The organism is Kitasatospora kazusensis (assembly GCF_039529945.1).
Taxonomy (GTDB): domain Bacteria; phylum Actinomycetota; class Actinomycetes; order Streptomycetales; family Streptomycetaceae; genus Kitasatospora; species Kitasatospora kazusensis.
Map to the genome: position 1 here is coordinate 26,078 of NZ_BAAANT010000044.1, position 22,621 is coordinate 48,698.

At 69.4% G+C, this 22,621-nt stretch carries 17 protein-coding genes and 1 pseudogene; 12 read left to right on the forward strand and 6 right to left on the reverse strand.

All coding sequences use genetic code 11. From position 1 onward, the window contains the following. Positions 1-66: 66 nt before the first annotated feature. The gene (locus ABD330_RS27095; protein ID WP_344468630.1) at positions 67-207 is read right to left on the reverse strand and encodes a hypothetical protein; all 141 of its coding nucleotides are present in this window, start codon (positions 205-207) and stop codon (positions 67-69) included. Positions 208-602: 395 nt separating this feature from the next. Next, the gene (locus ABD330_RS27100) at positions 603-1,505 is read right to left on the reverse strand and encodes an RNA polymerase sigma factor SigF (protein ID WP_344468631.1); all 903 of its coding nucleotides are present in this window, start codon (positions 1,503-1,505) and stop codon (positions 603-605) included. Positions 1,506-1,743: 238 nt separating this feature from the next. Here ABD330_RS27100 and ABD330_RS27105 point away from each other — a divergent pair, with 238 nt between their 5' ends. The 4 genes from ABD330_RS27105 (at position 1,744) to ABD330_RS27120 (ending at position 4,284) form a co-directional block, all read left to right on the forward strand. Further along, positions 1,744-1,917, forward strand: coding sequence for a CsbD family protein (locus ABD330_RS27105; protein WP_344468632.1), 174 nt, complete (start codon positions 1,744-1,746; stop codon positions 1,915-1,917). 435 nt (positions 1,918-2,352) lie between these two features. Next, positions 2,353-3,057 carry a metal-dependent hydrolase gene (locus tag ABD330_RS27110; RefSeq protein WP_344468633.1) on the forward strand — a complete coding sequence of 235 codons (705 nt, stop codon included), beginning with the start codon at positions 2,353-2,355 and terminating at the stop codon, positions 3,055-3,057. Positions 3,058-3,150: 93 nt separating this feature from the next. Next, positions 3,151-3,780: a class II glutamine amidotransferase gene (locus tag ABD330_RS27115; protein ID WP_425555651.1), complete on the forward strand. Its 630-nt coding sequence runs from the start codon at positions 3,151-3,153 to the stop codon at positions 3,778-3,780. A 333-nt stretch (positions 3,781-4,113) separates the two neighbouring features. After that, positions 4,114-4,284: a hydrophobic protein gene (locus ABD330_RS27120; RefSeq protein ID WP_344468634.1), complete on the forward strand. Its 171-nt coding sequence runs from the start codon at positions 4,114-4,116 to the stop codon at positions 4,282-4,284. 363 nt (positions 4,285-4,647) lie between these two features. On the opposite strand, the pseudogene ABD330_RS27125 reads toward ABD330_RS27120, so the two are convergent. Next, a pseudogene (locus ABD330_RS27125) lies at positions 4,648-4,823 on the reverse strand (hydrophobic protein). A gap of 331 nt (positions 4,824-5,154) precedes the next feature. On the opposite strand from ABD330_RS27125, the gene ABD330_RS27130 reads away from it, so the two are divergent. The 3 genes from ABD330_RS27130 (at position 5,155) to ABD330_RS27140 (ending at position 13,150) form a co-directional block, all read left to right on the forward strand. Continuing rightward, positions 5,155-9,729: a HAMP domain-containing protein gene (locus tag ABD330_RS27130; RefSeq protein WP_344468635.1), complete on the forward strand. Its 4,575-nt coding sequence runs from the start codon at positions 5,155-5,157 to the stop codon at positions 9,727-9,729. A 160-nt stretch (positions 9,730-9,889) separates the two neighbouring features. Continuing rightward, positions 9,890-12,319 carry a SpoIIE family protein phosphatase gene (locus ABD330_RS27135; protein ID WP_344468636.1) on the forward strand — a complete coding sequence of 810 codons (2,430 nt, stop codon included), beginning with the start codon at positions 9,890-9,892 and terminating at the stop codon, positions 12,317-12,319. Positions 12,320-12,862: 543 nt separating this feature from the next. After that, the gene (locus tag ABD330_RS27140; RefSeq protein WP_344468637.1) at positions 12,863-13,150 is read left to right on the forward strand and encodes a hypothetical protein; all 288 of its coding nucleotides are present in this window, start codon (positions 12,863-12,865) and stop codon (positions 13,148-13,150) included. A gap of 203 nt (positions 13,151-13,353) precedes the next feature. Here the strand turns inward: ABD330_RS27140 and ABD330_RS27145 are convergent, their stop codons facing one another. Then, positions 13,354-14,358 carry a YdcF family protein gene (locus ABD330_RS27145; RefSeq protein WP_344468638.1) on the reverse strand — a complete coding sequence of 335 codons (1,005 nt, stop codon included), beginning with the start codon at positions 14,356-14,358 and terminating at the stop codon, positions 13,354-13,356. 1,157 nt (positions 14,359-15,515) lie between these two features. On the opposite strand from ABD330_RS27145, the gene ABD330_RS27150 reads away from it, so the two are divergent. After that, positions 15,516-16,532: a YihY/virulence factor BrkB family protein gene (locus tag ABD330_RS27150; protein ID WP_344468639.1), complete on the forward strand. Its 1,017-nt coding sequence runs from the start codon at positions 15,516-15,518 to the stop codon at positions 16,530-16,532. 231 nt (positions 16,533-16,763) lie between these two features. Here the strand turns inward: ABD330_RS27150 and ABD330_RS27155 are convergent, their stop codons facing one another. Both ABD330_RS27155 and ABD330_RS27160 read right to left on the reverse strand, forming a co-directional pair. Beyond that, positions 16,764-17,168: an ATP-binding protein gene (locus ABD330_RS27155; protein ID WP_344468640.1), complete on the reverse strand. Its 405-nt coding sequence runs from the start codon at positions 17,166-17,168 to the stop codon at positions 16,764-16,766. 206 nt (positions 17,169-17,374) lie between these two features. Beyond that, complete coding sequence (locus tag ABD330_RS27160) at positions 17,375-17,746, reverse strand: STAS domain-containing protein (protein WP_344468641.1); 372 nt, start codon at positions 17,744-17,746, stop codon at positions 17,375-17,377. A gap of 469 nt (positions 17,747-18,215) precedes the next feature. On the opposite strand from ABD330_RS27160, the gene ABD330_RS27165 reads away from it, so the two are divergent. The 4 genes from ABD330_RS27165 (at position 18,216) to ABD330_RS27180 (ending at position 22,398) form a co-directional block, all read left to right on the forward strand. Beyond that, entirely contained in the window at positions 18,216-18,776 is a 561-nt protein-coding gene (locus ABD330_RS27165; protein ID WP_344468642.1) for a methanogen output domain 1-containing protein, read from the forward strand. After that, positions 18,773-20,446: a SpoIIE family protein phosphatase gene (locus tag ABD330_RS27170; protein ID WP_344468643.1), complete on the forward strand. Its 1,674-nt coding sequence runs from the start codon at positions 18,773-18,775 to the stop codon at positions 20,444-20,446. The genes ABD330_RS27165 and ABD330_RS27170 overlap by 4 nt, the downstream gene beginning before the upstream one ends. Before the next feature lie 96 nt (positions 20,447-20,542). Then, positions 20,543-21,454 carry an MEDS domain-containing protein gene (locus ABD330_RS27175; protein ID WP_344468644.1) on the forward strand — a complete coding sequence of 304 codons (912 nt, stop codon included), beginning with the start codon at positions 20,543-20,545 and terminating at the stop codon, positions 21,452-21,454. Beyond that, the gene (locus tag ABD330_RS27180) at positions 21,451-22,398 is read left to right on the forward strand and encodes an anti-sigma factor RsbA family regulatory protein (protein WP_344468645.1); all 948 of its coding nucleotides are present in this window, start codon (positions 21,451-21,453) and stop codon (positions 22,396-22,398) included. Before ABD330_RS27175 ends, ABD330_RS27180 begins: the two co-directional genes overlap by 4 nt. The last annotated feature ends 223 nt before the right edge of the window (positions 22,399-22,621 follow it).

Here is a 22,621-nt window from a genome sequence, read left to right on the forward strand (position 1 = left end):
GGGCCGCGACTTCACCGGGCAGGCCCTGGTCGACTGGCAGTGGATCGGCGACCGCGACCCCTACTGTCAGGAGCGGATGGAGGACATCTTCTCCTGATCGTCTCCGAACTGCCGGCCAACGCCGTCCTGCACGCCGACGGCTCCCAGGAGCTGATCCTGGACGCCATCGCGGCCGTGGGGGGCATCGAAGTCCTCGATGCGCAGCACGGCTGTTCCCCGGCCTCGATCCCCCTGCCGCCCCGGCCTGCCCGGTGGCCACGGCCTCCACATCGTCGAACGCCTCTCCGACCAGTGGGGCGTTGCCCCCGCGAGGCTGGCAAGACGGTATGGGCCGAGCTCGGCAGCGCGCGGTTCGACCCCGCCGTCGAAGCGAGGCCGACGCACCACGAGTAGTGGAGCATTTGTCGACGGCGTTGCGCCCGGGTGGTGATGCGAGGTGTGGGAGAGCGCGAGAGCGCAGCGTCGGCTGCAGGGCCACCAGCCGCGCTCCTGCGGACAAGGTCCCGGCTGCCGGCTCCGGGCCATGCTGTGAGCCCCCCCCCGGTCGGCGACCCACCCACGCCGAGGCGAAGGACAGACGCCAGGCGGCTGGGCGGGTCCGTTCACTCCTCCGTGAGGAGTGCGGCGCGCAGGTCCTTCAGGATGCGGGTCAGGATACGGGAGATGTGCATCTGGGACAGGCCGAGTTGTTCGCCGATCTGGGCCTGCGTCATCTCGGCGCCGAAGCGCATCGACAGGATGGAGCGTTCCCGCTCGGGAAGCGCCGCGATGAGGGGCTTCAGTGCCTCGTGGTGGAGCACGGCGTCGAAGCCGAGCTCCTCGACGGCGAAACGGTCGGCAAGACTGCCGCCGTCGGACTGGTCGGTGTCGGCGGGTGCGTCCAGGGAGTGCGCGCTGTAGGCGTTGGCGGCCTTCAGTCCCTCGATGACCTCCTGCTCGCTCAGCGACAGGTGCGCGGCGAGCTCGGCGACGGTGGGTGCGCGGTCGAGCCGCTGCTCCAGCTCGTCGGAGGCCTTGGCGAGGGTCAGGCGCAGTTCCTGCATCCGCCGCGGGACGTGGACCATCCAGGTCGTGTCGCGGAAGAAGCGCTTGATCTCGCCCGTGATGGTGGGCAGCGCGAAGGTGGTGAACTCGAACTCCAGGGCCGGGTCGAAGCGGTCGATGGCTTTGATCAGGCCGACCGTGCCGACCTGGATGATGTCGTCCATCGGCTCACTGCGGTTGCTGAACTTGCGGGCCGCGAACCTCACCAGCGCCATGTTCAGTTCGATGAGTGTGCCCCGGACGTAGGAGTACTCCCGGGTTCCCTCCTCCACCTCCCGCAGCCGCTTGAACAGCTCCCGTGACAGCTCCCGCGCGTCAGCCGGGCTGACCGCGCCCGGGTCGTCGATCCGCGGGAGAGGCAGGGCAGGGGAGGCGGCGGCCGGCGCCGAGGTGGGAGGAGCGTCCTCGGTGAGGCTGTCGGCGGTCATGGTGGCCAGTACCGCGCCCCGTAGGTGTGACATGAGGATCGCTCTCCTTGGGTCCGGCCGTCAGGCATCCGATGGGTGTCGTGCTCCTTCGTACCCGGCTTTGAGGGGAGCATGCAACCTCGCCACCGCATTGACCGATGTCAGACCTCCGTAGCGGCGTGGGAGACCGGCTGCCCCGGGAGGACATCCCGAACCGGGGCGAATCTTCCCGCCGGACCGGGGCAGGCGACGTGGTGACAGGGCGATACGAACCGGCCTTGAAGGAGACGCGATGAGTGCCAGCGACAAGATCGAGAACACCGGCGAGAAGATCAAGGGTGCAGTCAAGGAGGGCGCCGGCAAGGTGACCGGCAACGAGCGCCTGAAGGCCGAGGGCAAGGCCGACAAGGCCAAGGGCGACGTCAAGCAGGCCGGCGAGCACGTCAAGGACGCTCTCAAGGACTGAACGGCCCGGCGCCCATGCACGTGGGTGGGGTCCCAGCTCGATGTATCGGCTGGGACCCCACCCACGTCTGCGTTCCCAGCTGCTCCCTGACAGGGCCGGCAGGCCACGCGGACGAGGAATCCTCCGTGCGTGGTTCGGTGGCGAGAGCCGGGGTAGTGGAGCGGGGAGGTTTCGACATGGCAGCCCCGCGCAGCCGCCGGCTTGTAGGTGCGCCGCCGTCCTCAAGGGGTCGTGGTCGGCCTGGCGACGAGACGACACGACGGAGCGCGATTCCTGGGCCACGGGGCAGTCTCGGCCGGACGGCGCTGGGTCGCGACCGGGCGCCGGGGTTGTGGGTGGCGGTGACGTCCGCGCTGTCGGACGCACGCTCAGGTCGGTCGCCCGGTCGCCCAATCGACCGGCCAGCCGAAGAGAGTGACAGAGGTCGGGGGCATCATGATGGGACATTCGCACGCGGTCAGCGGAGCACTGCTGTTCGCGGCCACGTCGCCGCATCTTCCTCCCGTACTGGTCGGCCGACAGTTCGGGGCGGGCGACATCCTGATGGGCACGATCCTGTGTGCCGGCGCTGCCCTCCTGCCCGACCTGGATCACCACGACAGTACTCTCGCCCACTTCCTCGGGCCGGTTTCCAGGGTGCTCTGCCGACTGGTCGGCTGGATCTCCGGCGGTCATCGCCACGCGACCCACTCGCTGCTGTTCGTCGCCCTCATGGGCGGTGGCAGTTGGGCCGGCATCACCTATCTGGGTCGCGGGTTTACCCTGGGCCTCACCTTCTGCCTCCTGGCCCTGGCCATCCGGGCACTGCACCTGCATCCGCCGGGCAGAGGTCCGGCGGCCTGGGTCCTCCCCACCGGCCTGGCCGCGCTCGGGGCAGCCGGCCTGGACTCCTGGCTGCCGAACGCCCCGCACTGGCTGCCATGCGTGGTGACCCTGGGTGTATTGGCGCATCTGCTCGGTGACTTTCTGACCCGGCGGGGCATACCCTTGTTCTGGCCTCACGGGCGGCGCTACGAAATGGCTCTGATCAAGCGCACCGGCAACAGCGTCGAGACGAAGTTCCTCGTCCCGGTCATGACGATCGCTACCTTCGCAGTGCTCTGGTTCACGGCCTTCCCCACTGCCACGCTGGTCACCTGAGCATGTGAGACGGTGCCCCAGCTGAGGTAGCGAAGCTACCCGGCAGAGCCACCATCAGGTGGTTACCCGTCGCTCCGTGGGAAGGCACCGGGGATGTGCCGCCTCTTTGGGATGTCCAGTGCTCCCGCCCGGGTCCGGGCCACCTTCTGGCTCGTCGCAGCACCCGACAGTCTGGAACAGCAGAGCCGTACGAACCCCGACGGCACCGGGATCGGGGTCTTCGCCCCGGACGGGAAACCCGTGACGCTGCGCCAGCCCGTAGCCGCATGGCAGGACCGCGAGTTCGCGCTCGAGGCGCGTGATCTGGAGTCCGCGACGTTCGTCGCCCACGTGCGATATGCCTCGACCGGCGGCCTCAGTATCGCCAACACTCATCCCTTCGAACTGGACGGGCGGCTCTTCGCGCACAACGGCGTCATCCAGGGAATGGACGCCCTGGATGCGGAGCTTGCCACCGAGGGCCTGGGCTGGCGCCCCGCTGTCAGCGGCAGTACGGACTCCGAGCGGTTCTTCGCCCTGATCACCCGGGAGATCCGCAGGCGCGACGGCGATGTCGGCGCGGGAATCGTCGCGGCGGCCCGCTGGGTCGCCGCCCACCTGTCGCTCTACGGGCTCAACCTGGTTCTCACCACCCCCGACGGGCTCTGGGCCCTGCGGTATCCCGACACGCATGAGTTGTACGTCCTGGATCGGTCCGGCGGCGGCCACCACCTCGACATGTGAGCCAGCCGCGCGTGGAGTAGCCGGCCGTGCCATCGTGTTCGTCGTGTGCTCATCGTCGAACCCGTGGTCGTCATGGAGCTGAGCAGGTCACAGGGGCTCGAGTGCGCAGTCACCGCCGACACGCGCGAACCGGCCGTGGTCCGGGCCGCCTCGGCCGGCTTCAGGCGCCCCGGTCGGCGGCCGTTCTTGATCTTGCCGGCGCCTCACGCTGCTCGAAGCCGGTACGTCTCGTCCTGACCGAAAGTGCGTGCCCCCAACGGGCGGGAGATTCACTCGCATATCCGTGCCATCTCGGGGCAGCCGGTCTCCGACGCTGACTTACGGAGGTCTGACATGGTTCCCCTGCTTCTGGTACTGCTTCTGGCGCTGATCCTCTTCGGGGCCGGCTTCGCGTTGAAGGTGCTGTGGTGGGTGGCGGTCATCGTGCTGGTGGTGTGGCTCCTGGGCTTCATCGCGCGTGGTACCCACTCCTCAGGCCGTCGGCACCGCTGGTACCGCTGGTAGCAGCGACAGCTGAGCCCTACCCACGTGTGCGGGGCGCACCCTCAGAACGGGGTGCGCCCCGCGTGCGCGTGCCGGAGGCGTCTGATCTGGACAGCATATGAACAGACCACTTGGGCCACCACGAGCGCTCGTCGCGCCCGGCCACGCAGGTCCTGATTGAGTGCGGTCGTTGTGCGGCCACGACGGCCTCCACACCAACCACCCCCGTCCGCGGTCGACGACAGGTCGGTCGGTGGGGCCGCGCAGAAGCGGTCCCGCGCACGTACCGCCTCGAGGAACCCGCGCGGAGCGTTGCCGCCCGGACAGTGACAGGGCTGTGCTCGCCGGTGACCCCGTCGAGCACAGCCCTCTCACGCGTGGGAACTACCAGCTGGCAGCGGCTGCGGGTGCCGACGGTGTCGGGGCGCGGGCGATGAACCCGATGACCCAGGCCACCAGCACGATCACCGCCACCCACCAGAGTGCCTCCAGGGCGAATCCGGTGCCGAACATGAGAAGGCCAGCATGAGAACGAGAAGCAACGAGAAGCAGGGAACCATGGTGCGCCCTCCCCAGTCCTTGTCGTGGGCCCGCCTGCCCCCTCAGGCGCCCAGCGTGCAGCGGGCCTTGACGCAGAGGCCGACTGTCGTTATCGGAGTGCGGTCCGCAGCCCGACCCCTCGCGTGACCGCGTGACCGAGGTGGGCCGGGTCACTCTCCGCCGGTGTCATGAGGTTCGCTACCTGCGGAGCGGGTGAGGTAGCGTCCCCGGACGACATGACTGGTGCCCGGCTCGGTTTCGGCGCGGCCCTTGGCCGAGCACGGAGCCGAGGATCGGAAGTTGACGGTGGCGGGCCTGTGGCCTGGCGCCCTACGAGGAAGGCGGCGTCTCATGGCCGGATCGACGAAGCCCCCCACACAGCGCACGGGCGGCGGCACCGCGCAGGTCGGTGAACCGGACCTGCGGCGCCTGCTGGCAGGACTGACCGCCGTGCGCGACGGCGACTTCGGCACGCGGCTGCCCGACGATGCCGACGGCCTGCTGGGCGAGATCGCCACCGTGTTCAACGGCATGGTCGACCAGCTCTCCCTGTTCACCTCCGAGGTGACGCGGGTGGCTCGCGAGGTCGGCACCGAGGGCCAGCTCGGCGGGCAGGCAGCGGTGCCCGGCGTGTCGGGGACCTGGAAAGACCTGACCGACTCCGTCAACGCGATGGCCGGCAACCTCACCAGCCAGGTCCGTGACATCGCCCAGGTCGCCACCGCCGTCGCGAAGGGCGACCTGTCCCAGAAGATCGATGTCGCGGCCCGCGGCGAGATCCTGCAGCTGAAGAACACCGTCAACACGATGGTCGACGAGCTGTCCGCGTTCGCGGACGAGGTGACCCGGGTCGCCCGCGAGGTCGGCAGTGAGGGACGTCTGGGCGGGCAGGCGCAGGTGCCGGGAGTCGCGGGTACCTGGCGGGACCTGACCGACTCGGTCAACTTCATGGCGGGCAACCTCACCGACCAGGTCCGCAACATCGCGCAGGTCACCACCGCCGTCGCGAAGGGCGACCTCTCGCAGAAGATCACCGTCGACGCGCGGGGCGAGATCCTGGAGCTGAAGAACACCGTCAACACGATGGTGGACCAGCTGTCCGCGTTCGCGGACGAGGTGACCCGGATGGCCCGCGAGGTCGGGACCGAGGGCATCCTGGGCGGCCAGGCCGACGTGAAGGGTGTTTCGGGGACCTGGCGGGACCTGACCGACTCGGTCAACTTCATGGCGGGCAACCTCACCGCGCAGGTCCGCTCGATCGCGCAGGTGGCCACGGCGGTGGCCGAGGGCGACCTCTCGCAGAAGATCAACGTCACCGCGCGCGGCGAGATCCTGGAACTGAAGAACACCATCAACACGATGGTCGACCAGCTCTCCTCCTTCGCCGGCGAGGTGACGCGGGTGGCCCGCGAGGTCGGCACCGAGGGCAAGCTCGGCGGCCAGGCGGACGTGCGCGACGTGTCCGGTACCTGGCGCGACCTGACCGAGTCCGTCAATGTCATGGCCGACAACCTCACCGACCAGGTCCGCTCCATCGCCGAGGTGACCACAGCGGTCGCCCAGGGGGACCTGTCGCAGAAGATCCGGGTGGACGCGCGGGGCGAGATCCTGGAGCTGAAGGAGACCATCAACACGATGGTCGACCAGCTCTCCTCCTTCGCCGGCGAGGTGACGCGGGTGGCCCGCGAGGTCGGCACCGAGGGCAACTTGGGCGGCCAGGCCACCGTCCGCGGCGCTTCCGGCACCTGGAAGGACCTCACCGACAACGTCAATGTGATGGCCTCCAACCTCACCGGCCAGGTCCGCTCGATCGCCCAGGTCGCCACCGCGGTCGCCAAGGGCGACCTCTCGCAGAAGATCAACGTGGAGGCCAAGGGCGAGGTCGCCGCCCTGGCTGGGGTGATCAACACGATGGTCGACACACTCTCCGCCTTCGCGGACGAGGTGACCCGGGTGGCCCGCGAGGTCGGCACCGAGGGCACGCTCGGCGGTCAGGCCCGGGTGCCGAACGTCGCGGGCACCTGGAAGGACCTGACCGACAACGTCAACTTCATGGCCCACAACCTCACCAGCCAGGTCCGCAACATCGCCCAGGTCACCACCGCCGTCGCCAGGGGCGACCTGACCCGCAAGATCGACGTCGACGCGCGGGGCGAGATCCTGGAGCTGAAGACCACCATCAACACGATGGTCGACCAGCTGAGTGCGTTCGCCGCAGAGGTCACCCGGGTGGCCCGCGAGGTCGGCAGCGAGGGCCGGCTCGGCGGGCAGGCCGAGGTCGAGGGCGTCTCGGGCACCTGGAAGCGGCTGACCGAGAACGTCAACGAACTGGCGGGCAACCTCACCCGCCAGGTACGCGCGATCGCCGAGGTCACCAGCGCAGTGGCCGCGGGCGACCTGACCCGCTCCATCACGGTCGACGCCTCCGGTGAGGTCGCCGATCTGAAGGACAACATCAACTTCATGGTGGAGTCGCTGCGCGAGACCACGCGGGCCAACGAAGAGCAGGACTGGCTGAAGTCCAACCTGGCCCGGATCTCCGCCCTGATGCAGGGCCGCCGCGACCTCGCTGTGGTCGCCGAGCTGATCATGGACGAAATCACCCCCCTGGTCTCCGCCCAGTACGGTGCCTTCTACCTCGCCGAGGAGGCCGACGACACCGTGTTCCTCAATCTGATCGGGTCGTATGCCTTCCCTCCCGGCTCGACGTCCACCAGCTTCAGGCTCGGAGAGTCGTTCGTCGGCCAGGCGGCCCGCAGTCGACGCACGATCGCCGTGGACGCCCTTCCGGCGGGCTACGTCAGTGTGTCGTCGGGCCTGGGGCGGGCTGAGCCCGTCTCGCTGGTGGTGCTGCCGATCATGGTGGAGGACCAGGTCCTCGGCGTCATCGAGCTGGCCACCGTGCGAACCTTCACCCCCGTCCATCGCGCTTTCCTCGAGCAGCTGATGGAGACCATCGGCGTCAACGTCAACACGATCGTCGCCAACGCGCGCACCGACGAGCTGCTGGGCGAGTCCCAGCGGCTGACCGGCGAGCTCCAGGCCCGTTCAGCGGAACTCCAGGCTCGGCAGGAGGAGTTGCAGTCCTCGAACGCGGAGCTGGAGGAGAAGGCGGTCCTGTTGGTCTCCCAGAACCGCGACATCGAGACGAAGAACCTGGAGATCGAGCAGGCCCGCCAGGAGCTGGAGGACCGAGCCCACCAGCTCTCCCTGGCGTCGACCTACAAGTCGGAGTTCCTGGCCAACATGAGCCACGAGCTGCGCACCCCGCTCAACAGCCTGCTCATTCTCGCCCAGCTGCTCGCGCAGAATCCGAGCCGGAACCTGACGGCCAAGCAGGTCGAGTACGCGGGCATCATCCACTCCGCCGGTTCGGACCTGCTGCAGCTGATCAACGACATCCTCGACCTGTCCAAGGTCGAGGCGGGGAAGATGGACGTCACCCCGGAGCGGATCCCGCTGCGCAAGCTGCTCGACTACGTCGAGTCCACCTTCCGCCCGCTGACGAGCCAGAAGAGCCTGCGGTTCACCATTGAGACCGCGCCGACGGTGCCCGCCGACCTGCTGACCGACGACTACCGGCTGCGCCAGGTGCTGCGCAACCTGCTGTCCAACGCGGTCAAGTTCACCGAGAAGGGCGGCGTGGAGCTGCGGATCGAGGTGGCGGACGGCGCGCGTGTGCCGGAGGCCGCCCGCCGCGACGACGGCCCGGTGATCGCCTTCCACGTCGTGGACACCGGCATCGGGATCGAGCCCCAGCACCTGGAGAGCGTCTTCGGGGCATTCCAGCAAGCGGACGGGACGACCAGCCGCAAGTACGGAGGAACGGGCCTGGGCCTGTCGATCAGCCGGGAGATCGCCTTCCTCCTCGGCGGTGCGATCACCGCGGACAGCGTGCCGGGTCAGGGAAGCACCTTCACGCTGTACCTGCCCGCCGCACGGACCGAGTTCGTGGAGTTGAATGCCCAGAACTCGCGTGCGGCGCTCGAAAGGAGATCCACCGATCTGGATCCCGTTGCGGGCGAGGCTGAGGTGCCGACGCCCGCAGCGGTCACCGAAGTGGCCCAGCCCAAGCGGCTGCTGGTCATCGAGGAGCGGCCGCGCGGCCTGCTGTCGCTGGTCGCGGAGAGTGCCGTCGCCGACCTCGCGGGCCACCCGAATCTCGGGGACCCGCGCGCGGCCGTGGAGGTCATCACCACGGTTGGCGCCCAGGAGGCGGCAGCGACGCTGGCCGCGACGCCGTGCCACTGCGTGGTGCTGGAACTCGACCTGCCCGACGGCGCGGCCCTGGACTTCCTGGAGGACATGGCCCGCGACGCGGCCCTGCACAGCGTCCCGGTCCTGGCGCACAACAACCGCCGCCTGGGCGCCGCACAGGAGCAGGCCCTGCAGCAGCGCGCCACCGGGCAGCCGCTCGAACTCCTTTCCAGCTTGGACGAGTTGCGCGAACGCATCGCCCTCCATCTGAGCGCCGACCAGCCCGGCGACGTGCTGCCGCTGGTGCGCACCGAGGGTCCGGCAACCGCACTGGCCCAGCAGGTCGACGGCTCACTCGCCGGGCGGACCGTGCTGGTCGTGGACGATGACGACCGCAACCTCTACGCACTCACCGGGATCCTGGAACTGCACGGCATGCAGGTGCTGCAGGCCGAGAACGGACGAGCCGCGATCGACACCCTCACCGGACACAGCGGCATCGATCTGATCCTGATGGACGTGATGATGCCGGAGATGGACGGCTACGCCGCCACCACCGCCATCCGCGCGATGCCCGAACACGCGGACCTGCCGATCATCGCCGTCACCGCCAAGGCCATGATCGGCGATCGGGAGAAGAGCCTGGCCTCCGGAGCCAGCGACTACGTCACCAAGCCGGTCGACGCAATCGACCTGATCACCCGCATCGAACAGTGGCTGCGCCCCTAGGAGTCCGCGAACTCTTTCCCCAGCCGTCGGATTCACCCCAGACCGCAGCAAGCGTTACCGTTCGAAGTGGTGCACGTCGGGCCCCGCCTGCAAGATCTTCGTCGGACTTTCAGCCTGCCCGACCGCCGCACCGACGACCAGGCCAGCCGAGGAGACACCGATGCACGACTCCCAACCGCCCCGGAACACAGCAGGATCCGGTGCGGCTCAGGCATCTCACCCGGTCGCGGCACAGCGTGGAGCGGCCGACCGGTCCACTGAAGCGCCGACCCCGCAGGAGGGCGGGGGCGTCATAGGTCGGCTGACGTCGACGGTCGAGCGGCTGCGCGGCGAACTGACCCGGGCGCAGGCGCAGGCGGACGGGCGGGCGCTGGTCGAACTCGCCAAGGGGATCCTGGTGGAGCGGCTGGACGTATCCCCCGCCGAGGCCGGCCGCCAACTGGACACACTGGCCGGGCAGTCGAAGCTGTCCGTGCTGGAGCTGGCGGCCGACCTGGTCAACCAGGCCTCCCACGACCGGATCTCCGACCTCGCCCGCGAGTTCGTGGCCTCCGCGGGCGAGGCTTCCATGGGTGTCCGACTGCGCAGCGCAGAGGCCGGGGCGCTGGGTGCCTCCGATGTACAGGCCGTGGCGCGGTCGGTGCTGGAGCACGCTCTTCGGCCGCTGGGCGCGCGGGCGGTGGCGATCTGGGCGGCCAACTCCGACCAGTCCCTGACTCTGGCGGGCAGTGCCGGCTTCGCCGAGGAGGAGGCGATGCGTTGGCGCCACGTCCCTCCCGGTGTGCCCGTCCCAGCGCGCCGAGCGCTGATCGATCGGGCCCCTACGGTCTACGAGTCGCTGGCCGCAGGGGGACTTCCGTCGATCGGTCAGCGGGAGTTCGGCGGCGGACGCCTGGCGGTTCCGGCCGGTACGGGTGGTCGGATCACCGGCGTCCTGGAGGTCTGCTGGCCCGGCGACCTGCCCAGGCAATCCCAGTCGCTGCAACGACAGTTCGAGGCCCTGGCCGAACTGTGCGCCACAGCCCTGGAGTCCCGGCCGGCCGTAGCGAATGACGAGGGCGGCATCGATCCGCAGACGGCCGACCTGCTGGAGCTGGTCCACGGTCTTCAGGATCCCTGCCTGGTACTGCAACCGGACCTGGACGCGGCCGACCGGGCCGCCGACTACCTCGTCAAGTACATCAACCCGAGCTTCGAGGACTTCGCCGGCCGCCCGCGCAGCGCCATCCTCGGAGCTCGACTGCTGGAGGCCTACCCACTGGCCGCCGAAGCGGGCGGCCTCTTCGAGAAGGTCGAACACGTCCTGGCCACCGGCGAATCGTTCCGCTCACCGGGGATGCAACTCTCCGCACTGGTCGACGGCGTCCCGCTGACCACCCGGGCCAGTGTGAGCATCAGCCGCCACGGGACCCGCGTGGTCGTGATCTGGCGAACCGAGGACGGCACTGCCCGCGTCGCCAGCCTGCTCCAGCACGCACAACGCCTCGGACGCATCGGAGGGTTCGAGGAGAACCTGCACACCGGCGAGATCGCCTGGAACGACACCCTGTTCGACCTCCACGGCCTGCCGCCCCACGCCAAGCCCATCCCGATCGAACATCTGGCCGCCCACGTCCACCCCGACGACGAACACACCATCGACCGATTCCTGCGCACCCTGCTGCACCACCAGCGGCCCGCCTCCACCGCCTTCCGCCTCCAGCGCGCCGACGGCATCGCCCGGCACATCCGGGTCGTCGCCGAACCCGTCCTCGACGCCGATGCCCGCATCACCGCCGTCCGCGGCGCCTACCAGGACGTCTCCGCCCAGCACTGGACCGAGGTCGCACTCGCCGCCACCCGCGACCAACTCGCCCACACCGAACAACAGGCCGCCGAACGCAACCGACTCGCCCTGCAACTGCAGCACGCCATCATGCCGCCCAGCCGCGGCCCACTGGACCTGCACGACCTGCGCGTCGGCGTGCGCTACCGGCCCGCCGAGAAGGACCACCTGGTCGGCGGCGACTGGTACGACGCCCTCGCCCTGCCCACCGGCCAGGTACTCCTGTGCGTGGGCGACGTCGCCGGCCACGGCATCGAAGCCGCCACCGGCATGGTCGCCCTGCGCAACGCCCTGCGCGGCCTGGCCGCCACCGGCGCCGGCCCCGGCCAACTCCTCGGCTGGCTCAACACCGTGACCCACCATCTCACCGACAACGTCACCGCCACGACCATCTGCGCTCTGTACGATCCACGAACCCGTGCTCTGCGCTGGGCCAGGGCAGGCCATCTCCCGCCCATCCTGCTGCGCGACGGCCAGGCAACCGAACTGCCCACCGTCGCCGGGATCCTGCTCGGCGCGATCGACCAGTGCGACTACGACGAGGGCGAAGTCCAACTGAAGGCCGGCGACACCCTGATGATGTACACCGACGGCCTCATCGAACGCCGGGACCGCTCCCTGGAGGAATCACTCGACGACCTGCTCAGCACAGCCGGAGCCGCCGACGGCCATGCGGAGCTCGAGCGTCGGCTCGACCACCTCCTGCGGTACAGCAGTTCCGACACCGACGACGACACCTGCCTGATCGGGATCACCGTCCGCTGAACCCACCACGCCCAGCTCGGACGAAGCGGCGGACCGATGCCTCAGTGACCGCGCGAGCGTCGGGCAGAGGCGCCGCAGCATGCCCCCAGAACGACGGGGCCGCAAACCGGCACATTCTCCACCAAAGAGTGCTCACATGGGTGCGGTCAGCGCGGCCGTCTGGGCCTACAAGTCGATGCACTACGCCGAGGAAGCAGTTCGCATCCTGCTCGCACAGGGGTACCCGCCGACGAACTCTCAATCGTCGACACGGACCTGCAGAGTCACGCAAGCTACTCAGGGGAGCCACGAGGTTCTGGTCCCTGACAGCTGAGATTGATGTTGCTGGTGGGGGGTAGGCGCTTCGCATGGTCGACCTCCGGCGGCGCTGGTCCGCAACTAGAGGGCCGTCGCTCTGGACCACCTGTTGAAGGTGGCCCCAGTGCGCGTCGAGGGGTATGCCGCGGAACGCGGCCAGGGAGAGCCGCACGCCGGCGTGGTCGCCCTACGGCTCTCCTGGCGAGGCCGGAGTCGGCAGATGACGAACGTGGCGGAGGTAGTGAAATGACGACAGAACCCTCGGACGACGGTGTCTACGGGAGGCCGGTGGAGACGCCGCAGTCGCGGATGGCCGGAGAGGAGGTTCCGCCGCCCCCGGAAGGGCTCTCGAAATCCGTTGTCGACGGCCCGGAGTTCACGGCGCCCCTCCCTGCGGATGCCGAGAAGCCGCCGGGAGTGCCGGAGCCTCCGACGGAGGGACGGTTCCGGCCGCCCGCTGAGCGCCAGGTGTCCGAGGAACGAGGAGCTGTCGACACCACCGTGGCCGAACACGAGGACGAAGTGCCCGACTGAACCGCCGGCTCGGCTCTCGCTCGACGCGAGGGCCGAGCCAAGCGCCGTCTGTCCCGGCTCGCCTGGTCGACTGGTAGTGGTGCACTCGGGCCGCGGGGGCGGCGGCTGCGTCCGACGCCTCGGTGGCCCGGGCGCGCCCCCGGGCCGGTGAGTGCGCTCGGCGCCGCCTGGAGTTCTACCTGACACGCGCACCTTGGAGCGCCTCAGGACCGCCAGCTGCCTGCCACGCCGAGCAGGACGAGCAGCGCACACATGCCGACGTTGACCACCCGGTACGACAGGATGACGGCCGCGAACTCGCGGAGCATCGCGCTGGGCCAGTAGTACGCCGCCGTGGGCGCGCCGAGGACCTGACCGCGCACGCCCGCTCTACGGGCGGTCAGTGCCGACCGCAGCACGTGGAAGTTGTTGGTGACGATCACGCACCGGTAGCCCGGCCGGACCTGTTCCATCAGGGACCGGCTGAACTCCAGGTTCTCCTCAGTGCTGGTCGACCGGTCCTCCTGCGCGATCTGCTTGAGCGGAACTCCTCGTGAGATCAGATAGTCGGCCATCGCCTGCGACTCCGAGCTCCGCTCGTCGGACCCTTTGCCACCGGAGACGACCAACGTCGGCGAGCTTGCGCGCGCGCTCTGCGACCGGTGGACGGCGAGTGCGCGGTCAAGTCGGCTGGCCAGCAACGGCGGTACCTCGGAGCCGTTGATCAGCCCCGAGCCCAGGACGACCACGAAGTCGACCGGGCGACGGACGGTCAGCCATCCGTAGAGGAGGGAGTAGCCCACGAAGCACAGCAGGAGGAACGAGAGGTAGCCGACCGGCAGCAGCACGGCTGCCGTAGCGATGTGCAGTGGACGGCTGTGGGTGCGTAGGGCAACCAGAACCAGAGCAATCAGGGTGAAGACGCCCACGCCGGCCCCCAACGAGAGCAGGTTGGCCGGCTGGCCGCCCTCTTTGCGGATCATCGTGATGCCGTTGGCCACCAGGAACGTCGCAGTCACCACGCTGGCCACCGTTGCGACGACCGGAAGCGCGCCACTTGCCATGCGCGTCAGGCCGGTCGGAAGCCGGTCGAGTTCGCCCAGCAGGCCGGCGGTCAGGGACGCGATCGCGAGGCCGAGGAGAACCCCGTTGCCGAAGCGGCGCCGGTCGCGACGGACACGGAGAGCGAAGAGCGCGAGGAACAGTACAGCCAGGAGGTATGCGGTCATTCAAGGGATCCTGTGAACGTTCTACCGGCTGACGGGGGACGGCGCCGACTCCGTGGGACCGGCCTTTCCCGAGCGGCCGTACTCAGGCCGGCCCCGGGCTGGCATGCGGGGGTGGCGTGCGGAACTTGGGCCGAACCGTGCGAACGGGTTTCGGGCGGCCCCGGGTTGCGGGTCCGCCGGTCGCCGCTGTCCGTCGGCTGCAGCTCGGGGGGACCAGGGTTGACGTGCGGTTCGTCGTCGTCAGTGCACTCGGGCCGTAGTTCCGGGGGGCCGGGATCGGTGGGCATGCTGCTCTCCCCTCGGGGTCGGCGACCACTGCGGCGCCCGGTAACGGACCGGGACGCCAGTTGTACAAGCACCTGACCGTTCTTGACGGCGCCAAACACCCGGAGGCCTGTTCGGTATCTTCTCCCGCACTGCGCTGCTCCTAATGCCGGGACTGGTCCGCCGCTGATCCGCGGGCCGTCCGAGTCGGCGCGGTTGGCGCGGCAGAGGGCGCGGTCGCGGGCTGCGGGCTGGGCTGGGTGCGATGCCGGGCCACTTCATTGCCCAAGCACCACGCACCCACGTGCAGCACGTGCAGGCTGGAATCCACCTGGTGGGAGGAAGAGATGGACATCTACCCCCGACAGGCACCCGGAGGTGTCAGCCCAGCTTGTGGTCGAATGATCCGGACAAGCGCGACACATCCGTCGTGGCGCGGTGTTCAATCCCCCTTGCGACTACCCTCGTCCCCGTCAGCGACCGGCGACGCAACAGCTCACGATCCGTCAGGTATGAGGCGCGGCATTCGGGGCAGCCGAGGACGCGTCGGCCGAGCTGTAGCGCGCCCGCATGGGCGGCGGCCACCGCGACCGGGGGCCGCCGCCCATCCGGGCGTGTCCTACCGGCGCGGAAGGGTCAGTGCGACGGCGGTCCAGTGAGCCGGCCGGCGCCGAGCGGAAGGATTCAGCCGTTGCGGACAGTCTTGCTGCTTCCTGCATCACTCATCCGCGCATGCGATGTCGGGGTAGGGGCCAGGACTGGTCCGGGTGACGCGCGGCAACCTGGTCCCGCCGCCCGACGCCCCGTACGCTGGTCCGTTGCCCCCGGATGGCTCTACTGCTGGGATGTGAGTTGCTTTGTGGGACGGACGATCACAGCCCCTGGCGCACGCCGTGGACGGGCTCCGCGGAAGGGCGTCGGAATCGGGGGTGATTTCGGGGACCCTGGCGGCGATCGACGGCCCGGGCGAAGACGCCTCCGCGTCTGCTGCCCGGAGGGCTCCCGCCTGGGCCGCCGCCTACTGGGGAGCACTGCGACGGACCCCGGTCGCCGCGTGGGACGATAACCTCACCGACTGGGCCGCCGCCCTGACGTACTACACCGTGCTGGCCCTGTTTCCAGTGCTGCTCGTCGTCCTGTCGGTTTTCGGCCTGTCCCAGCCGGCGTCCACTGCCGGCGTGATCGGACACATCGCGGGGGCCGCGCCCCTTCAGTCGCGGGAGCTGTTGAGCGCTGCACTGCAGGAGATGACCCAGCAACGGTCGGCCGCCTGGCTGCTGACCGTCTTCGGCACGGTCGGGGCCCTGTGGTCGGGATCCAGCTACCTCGGGGTCTTCCGCCGGGCCCTGTACGCCATAGAGGGATTGGACAGTGACCGGCCCGTTCGACGAACGGCTCCGCGGATCGTCCTCACGGCGTTGGTGTTGGTGCTGCTGCTGGTGGTCAGCGCGCTGGCCCTGGTGTTCACCGGGACTCTGGCCCGCGAGGTGGGTCGGCTGCTCGAGTGGGGGGACGCTCCGCTGGCCGTCTGGTATGCCCTGCGGTGGCCGGTTCTCCTGATCATCGCCATCACTCTGGTGCTGGTCCTGTACCGCTCGGGCCCTGCGGTCTCGAGGCCGGTACGGCGCATGGCGCCGGGCGGCGCGTTGGCGGTGGGCCTGTGGCTGGCATCCTCGGCCGGATTCGCCCTGTACGCCTCCCAGACGGGAACGTACCGCCGACTGTACGGCTCGCTGGCGGGCCTGGTGGTGTTCCTCGTCTGGCTGTGGATCTGCAACCTGGTGCTCCTGATCGGAGCCACGTTCAACGCCGAGCTGACCCGGCTGACCGCGGGGGGCGACCGGCTCCCGGAACCCGGCACGCGGGACTGCGAATGCCGCCCCGGAGACAACGCCATCGGGCGCGGTTGACCTGTGGCGGGCTGGAGTTGCCCGCCAGTAGGCCAGGCATACTCGCCGTCGTCACTTCTGATGGATACCGAGGAGGCCAAATGATCACCGACCTGGACGGCATGGCGGTGGCGGAGGCACTATGTGGCCGAGCGGGACTTCGTGAACCACCACGTGGGCCTGTGGGTCACGGCGGAGGACGACGGCACGCTGGTCCTGGCCGGCACCCGCAGGCAGCGCCGACGGCATGATCTACCGGCTACGCGTGGGTGGTGGAGTCGAGCCGGGGTCGACTTCGGCCCATACGGTTTTGCCGTCCTCCCGGGTGGCCACCCCCCACCGGTCGGAGAGGCGTTTGACGATGTGGAGGCCGTGGCCGCCGGGCAGTGCAGGGAGGTGGGGGGAGCGGGGCTGCGGGACGAGGGGGCTCGCGTCCAGGACCTCGATGCGCAGCACGGTCGGGGTGGCGTGGAGGATCAGCTCCTGCGGACCCCCGGCGTGCAGGGCGGCGTTGGCCAGCAGTTCGGACACGAGCAGGAGAACGTCCTCGACGCTTTCCTCCGCGGAGGGGGTGCGGTCGGCCGGCCATCGCCAGTCGAGCAGGGCCTGGCGGGTGAAGTTGCGGCCGCGGGACACCGGCCCGGGTAGGCCGGCCATCACCAGGCGCCGCCGTTGTCCTGCGGCGGGCAGTCCCGGGCGCTGCGTGTCACTGGGTGGCGGCGGTCCGCCGCTGCTGGTCAAATTCGTCATCCTCTCGGTTTGGTACGAGGGACCGGTGTCTTCTCTGCGCGTTGGGGGGCGCCTGCCCCGGCTCGGAGAGAAGACACCACTCTTCGTGGGCGGACGGGCTCAACGCCGAAGTGTCAGTTCTCGGAAACGGCTTCATCGATCGAGGGATGGATCGAGAAGACCCCGGTGGCGCCGGTGATGTCCAGCAGGCGGGCCACCTGGTCGGGCACCGGGGCCAGCCTCATCGGCACACCGGCTTGCTGCGCGTCCAGGCGGATCTGCAGTAGCAGGTTCAGCCCCGAGGAGTCGCAGAAGGTGACACCTGCCAGGTCCACCACCAGCGCGGCTGGCCTCATCGCGAGGGCCTCCTCCAGTAGGGAGCGAGCTGGACCCAGATTGTCGAGGTCAAGGTCGCCGACCAGGCGGCATACGACCGCCCCGGTGTCGGTGCTCCACGACTGCGCCCGCACCTCGGCGGCATCCTCGCCGCGGTCCTCGAAACTCATCTGCTCAGCCTTCCCCGCCAACGTGGCCTGCTTGATTGCGTGAGAGCGACGCTCCCGCGGACGACCTTAAGAGGGCGATAAGAGCCAACTCGCCCTGGTTTATGTGATCACCCCGGAGGGTCATAGGGGACTTACCGGACAGAGCTCCCTCCAGTGAGGCGGGAGTCACCGTTCGAAGCCTGCCGATGAGGCCGTCCACGCGAATTCCGCAGGAGATGGTCCGTCACCACGAGGAGCAGATCAGGACCAAGTTTGAGGAAACGGCTCTTATCGCCCTCTAAGGTCAAACACCTCCGGGAAGGTAGCGGGGGGTGGGGTCCGTGGTCTGCGTCACCCTTCTCGCCGTCTGCGCTTGAAGCATGCGTCCGTGGGCAGGCGGCCCGAGCGCAGGCGGCGATCGCCGTCGATGACATACGTCGCTCGGTGACGTTGCGCAAACCGATATGGCCGGACGCGACAGGAGCCGAAGATGACGCACGCGGTGGACGCCGACATTCCCCTCGACCGGGACATCTTCCTGCGCACACTGGTGCGGGAACTGGCCACCTCTCTCGAGTCGGTCGTCGGCCTGGCGGAGGCGTCCGGCTACATCAGCCTGGTCGGGCAGACCGTGGGGACCCACATAGACGACATGTACACGAGCGCTCTCGCCGTTGACCGGCTCTCCCGTCAGCAAGTCGCGGACGTGCTGGTGGACCTCAAGCAACGCATCCACGGCGACTTCTACATCATCGAGCAGGACGACCAGAGGATCGTGCTCGGAACCCACAGCTGTCCTTTCGCGGAAAAGGTGATCGGCCGTGAGTCCATGTGCATGATGACCTCCAATGTCTTCGGCACCATCGCCGCCCGCAACCTCGGCTACGCGCAGGTCGAACTCGTGGAGACAATCGCGCGCGGAGCGGCGGGCTGCCGTGTCGTCGTGCACCTGGTGCCCGGGACGGGCGCGGGCAGGGACCCGGGGCGGGAGTACTTCGGTGACGCGCCCCCGGTACTGGGGACCCTCGGCACAGGGCTGGTGGTCGAATGAGTCTGGGCCTGTTCCAGGCCATCGCCCGGCTGTTGCCCAATCCGGTCCTGCTGTGCACGGCCGACGGGCAGATCCTCGCCGCGAACCCGGCCGCTACCCGCTTCGTCACCCACCTGCGCGCAGGCGCCGACCTGTTCCGCCTCGCCGCGGAGGACTCCGATCTCCTACGCCTGCACATGGCCCACTGGCTGCGCAGTGGTGACCCGCTACCCGGCTCACTGACGGTCAGGGACCCCGGCGGCCACCTGGTGCGCTTTCGCTGCCACGGCGCCCGCGCCATCTGGTGGGACGGCCCGCAGCCGGCCGTGCAGCTGCACATGACACGCCTGGACCACACCGACCAGTTCGTGGTCCTGAGCCAGCAGGTGAGGGCACTCAACCGCGAGATAGCCTTCCGCCGCGCGACCGAGGCCGAGCGCGAGCGCCTCCTCTGTGCCGAGAAGAAGGCACGCTTGCGACTTCAGCGTCTGTACCGGCTGACCGCTGCTCTCGCCTCGGCCGCCACCTTGGCCGAGGTCGCCCAAGCTGTCCAGGAGACCGCCCCCGCCGCGCTGAACGCCACCGGCGTCGACCTGCAACTGCACTCACGCCGACTGATCCCCTCCCTGGAACCGACCGACACGTTGCTCGCCCTGGCCGGAGACACCTGGACCGACCTCGACCAACGAATCCCCAGCGCACCCGATCGAGCGGCTCAAGGCGAAGAGGCGGCGTCCCCTGACGTGACCACGGTACGCGCCCTGCTCGAAGCGGACAGCGTGGATCTGGGCAGCCTCCTCGTGCGTCACAGACCCCAGGACGGACCCGAGCCCGAACACCTGACGGCCGTCGCCCAACAGGTCGCGCAGGCGGTGCGCCGCGCTGGCCTGTACGAGCACGAGCACCGCGTCGCCGAGCGTCTACAGCTCAGCCTGCTCCCGCGCCTGCCGGCCATCTCCGGGTTCGATCTGGCCGGGTGCTACGCGGCGGGCACCGACCAGGTCAAGGTCGGCGGCGACTGGTACGACGTCCACCTTCTCGACGACGACCACATCGGGCTCACCATCGGGGACGTCGCCGGCCACGGTCTGGCCGAGGCCGCCGTCATGGCCCAGATCTCCGCGGGCCTGCGCAGCATCGCCATGCGCCGCGGGCACCACCCCGCCGCGGTCCTGCACGAACTCAACGACTTCGTCGGCCGGTACCACCCCGATCTGATGGCCACCGCCTGCTACGTGGTCTTCAACCGCCGCACCCACACCCTTCGCTACGCCAGGGCCGGTCACCCACCGCCCCTGGTGATCAGCGCCGACGGCACCAGCCGCTATCTCGACCAAGCCCTGGCACCTCCGGTCGGCCCCGTACAGGAGGCAGCCTATTGCGAGGTGGCGGTCGACGTTCGGGACGGGGACACCCTCCTGCTCTACACCGACGGGCTGATCGAACGGCGCGGAGAGAACCTCGACATCGGCCTGGGCCGCCTGAGAGCCCTGGCCCACACCGGTGTCGGCCTCACCGCCGCAGCTCTGTGCGACCTGTTCCTGAGTCACCAACCCGGCACCGAATTCCCCGACGACCGCGCGCTCCTTGCCATCACCTTCCCCACCCCCGAACTTCCCGCGGCTCGGCCGGCAGCAGGACAGCGAACCACGCTCTCCCAGCCAAGAACACTGATCCTGGAACAGCCGTGAGCACGGCGCCGGCGATCTGCTTCTCGCATACATCGACGCACGCCATCTGCTCACCGTATCCTTGTAGGATTTTCAATCCGGCCGGATCAGTGGCCGATGGACCTCACCACCGTGGAGACACAGGTGCCCCCAGCCCATGCCGCTCAGCCCCACCCGCCCCGCGGTGACCATTCGTGTTGCGCCTACAGCGATGATCGGCAAAAGTCGTTTGCGGTGACGGCGTTCGTCGGCGCGGGGCTGGCCAATGGAGAGCGGGTGCTGTACATCACCGACACCACTGCGGCACGCACCGTGACCGACGCACTCGGGGCGGCCGGACTGGACGTGGACTCCGCCCAGGCAATGGGGCAGCTGGCGGTCCAGGGGGCGTCGCAGTCCTATCTTCGGGTGCTTCCCATCGACCCGGACGCGGTGATCGCCGGGATGCGGCGGGCCTGCGAGGAGGCGCTGGCAGCGGGATATCCGGGGCTGCGGGTCGCGGGTGAGATGGACTGGTGCAGGAGGAGCGTTCCGGGCGCGGAGCGACTGCTGGAGTACGAACTGCGCCTCGAATCAGAGGTGTTCGCCGACCTTCCAGTGACCGGGCTGTGCCTGTTCGATCGGCGCCTGGACAGCGCCGGCGCTGCGGCCCTGCCGATCGCCGCCCACCGCACGCACGTGGCCCCAGGCCCCCACGGCGAAGGTTCCCTGCAGTCGGTGCCAGCGCTGCATGTGACGCCGCTCCACGAGGGGCCGGGGGCGCGACTGGTCGGTCATGCGGACCTGGACTCCCGCCCGGACTTGACGGTAGCTCTGGGCGCGCTGGTCCGCCTTCCCGGCGCCGCCGTGCACCTCGACCTGACCGGGACCGACTTTCTCGACGTCGATGCCCTCGCCCAACTGGTGCGCACGGCCGGCATTCTGAGGAGCGAGGGACGGCGGCTGGTCCTGCATCAACCTCCACCGTCGCTGCTGCGGGCAGTGGAGATGTTCCCCGACGAGTGCAGTGTCCTGGAGATGGCGGCATGACCAACACCGTGACCACCGCTCCGGACGCCGGGGCCTTCGTGCATCCCGCGCTGTTCTACCGCACCCCGGAGGAGTACGTGAGCAGGGTGGGCGGCTTCGTGCGCGCCGCCCTCAGGGCGGAGGAACCAGCGTTCGTGGCCGTGCCCGAAGCACATCTGGACGCTCTGCGCGAGTGGCTGGGGGGCGACGCCGAGGGTGTCGACTTCGCGGACATGACGGTGCTGGGCCGAAACCCCGGCCGGATCCTGGCGGCCCTGCAAGTCTTCGCCGACCGGCACCCCGGGCGGGCCGCCCGCATCGTAGGAGAGCCGATCTGGGCCGGCCGCTCGCGCGCGGAGACCCTGGAGGCCACCCGGCACGAGGCGCTCATCAACACCGCCTTCGCCGGCCGTACCGCCACGATCCTCTGTCCCTACGACGTCACCACCCTGCCCGAACAGGTGGTCGCCGACGCCCGGCGTACCCACCCCACACTCATCGAGGACGGCCGTGACCTGACCAGCCCGGCCTACGTCGACCCCGCCGTCGTCTGCGCCGACTGCGACGAACCCCTTCCCGAACCAGTGCACGCCCTGACCTTTCGCTATGCCGCGGGCCACCTCGCCCAGACCCGCCGACATGCCCAGGACTGGCTGGAGAGCACGGGCCTGGACCGGACCCGCAGAGGCGACCTCGTGCTCGCGATCAGCGAAGCCACCGCCAACTCCGTCGCCCACGGCGGCGACACCGGCACCCTGCGACTGTGGACCACCGAGCACGGCACCGCCATCGCAGAGATCCGCGACAACGGCCACCTCGCCGACCCGCTCGCCGGACGCCGCCGCCCCGCCCTCACCTCCGGCAACGGCGGCCGAGGCCTGTGGATGATCCACCAGCTGTGCGACCTCGTCGAAATCCGCGCCACCGCCACCGGCCTCACCCTCCGCCTCCACCTCGCACCCTGAGCACAGCCCCCAACACGGTGCGCCCGGCCGAGCGCCGCGCGGCGGCCAGGGCGCTGTAGAGCGGCACATCGGGTGATGAAGAACCGTTTCCGCGCCACGGCGGGGCACGGAAATCAGGGCTAGCTGCAATACCAGTGACTTAGTGGTCCCAGGCTCGTCTGACCGTGACGGGTGGGTTGATCGGGGCGGTCTTGTGGTGCGGCGCGATGGTGACTGCTTCGAC

What these genes read in the sequence shown, in the direction of transcription:
- ABD330_RS27100 (WP_344468631.1), bottom strand. Translation starts at nt 1,505, where the DNA reads ATGTCACACCTACGGGGCGCGGTACTGGCCACCATGACCGCCGACAGC.
- ABD330_RS27105 (WP_344468632.1), top strand. Translation starts at nt 1,744, where the DNA reads ATGAGTGCCAGCGACAAGATCGAGAACACCGGCGAGAAGATCAAGGGT.
- ABD330_RS27110 (WP_344468633.1), top strand. Translation starts at nt 2,353, where the DNA reads ATGATGGGACATTCGCACGCGGTCAGCGGAGCACTGCTGTTCGCGGCC.
- ABD330_RS27115 (WP_425555651.1), top strand. Translation starts at nt 3,151, where the DNA reads ATGTGCCGCCTCTTTGGGATGTCCAGTGCTCCCGCCCGGGTCCGGGCC.
- ABD330_RS27120 (WP_344468634.1), top strand. Translation starts at nt 4,114, where the DNA reads ATGGTTCCCCTGCTTCTGGTACTGCTTCTGGCGCTGATCCTCTTCGGG.
- ABD330_RS27130 (WP_344468635.1), top strand. Translation starts at nt 5,155, where the DNA reads ATGGCCGGATCGACGAAGCCCCCCACACAGCGCACGGGCGGCGGCACC.
- ABD330_RS27135 (WP_344468636.1), top strand. Translation starts at nt 9,890, where the DNA reads ATGCACGACTCCCAACCGCCCCGGAACACAGCAGGATCCGGTGCGGCT.
- ABD330_RS27140 (WP_344468637.1), top strand. Translation starts at nt 12,863, where the DNA reads ATGACGACAGAACCCTCGGACGACGGTGTCTACGGGAGGCCGGTGGAG.
- ABD330_RS27145 (WP_344468638.1), bottom strand. Translation starts at nt 14,358, where the DNA reads ATGACCGCATACCTCCTGGCTGTACTGTTCCTCGCGCTCTTCGCTCTC.
- ABD330_RS27155 (WP_344468640.1), bottom strand. Translation starts at nt 17,168, where the DNA reads ATGGCCGGCCTACCCGGGCCGGTGTCCCGCGGCCGCAACTTCACCCGC.
- ABD330_RS27160 (WP_344468641.1), bottom strand. Translation starts at nt 17,746, where the DNA reads ATGAGTTTCGAGGACCGCGGCGAGGATGCCGCCGAGGTGCGGGCGCAG.
- ABD330_RS27165 (WP_344468642.1), top strand. Translation starts at nt 18,216, where the DNA reads ATGACGCACGCGGTGGACGCCGACATTCCCCTCGACCGGGACATCTTC.
- ABD330_RS27170 (WP_344468643.1), top strand. Translation starts at nt 18,773, where the DNA reads ATGAGTCTGGGCCTGTTCCAGGCCATCGCCCGGCTGTTGCCCAATCCG.
- ABD330_RS27175 (WP_344468644.1), top strand. Translation starts at nt 20,543, where the DNA reads ATGGACCTCACCACCGTGGAGACACAGGTGCCCCCAGCCCATGCCGCT.
- ABD330_RS27180 (WP_344468645.1), top strand. Translation starts at nt 21,451, where the DNA reads ATGACCAACACCGTGACCACCGCTCCGGACGCCGGGGCCTTCGTGCAT.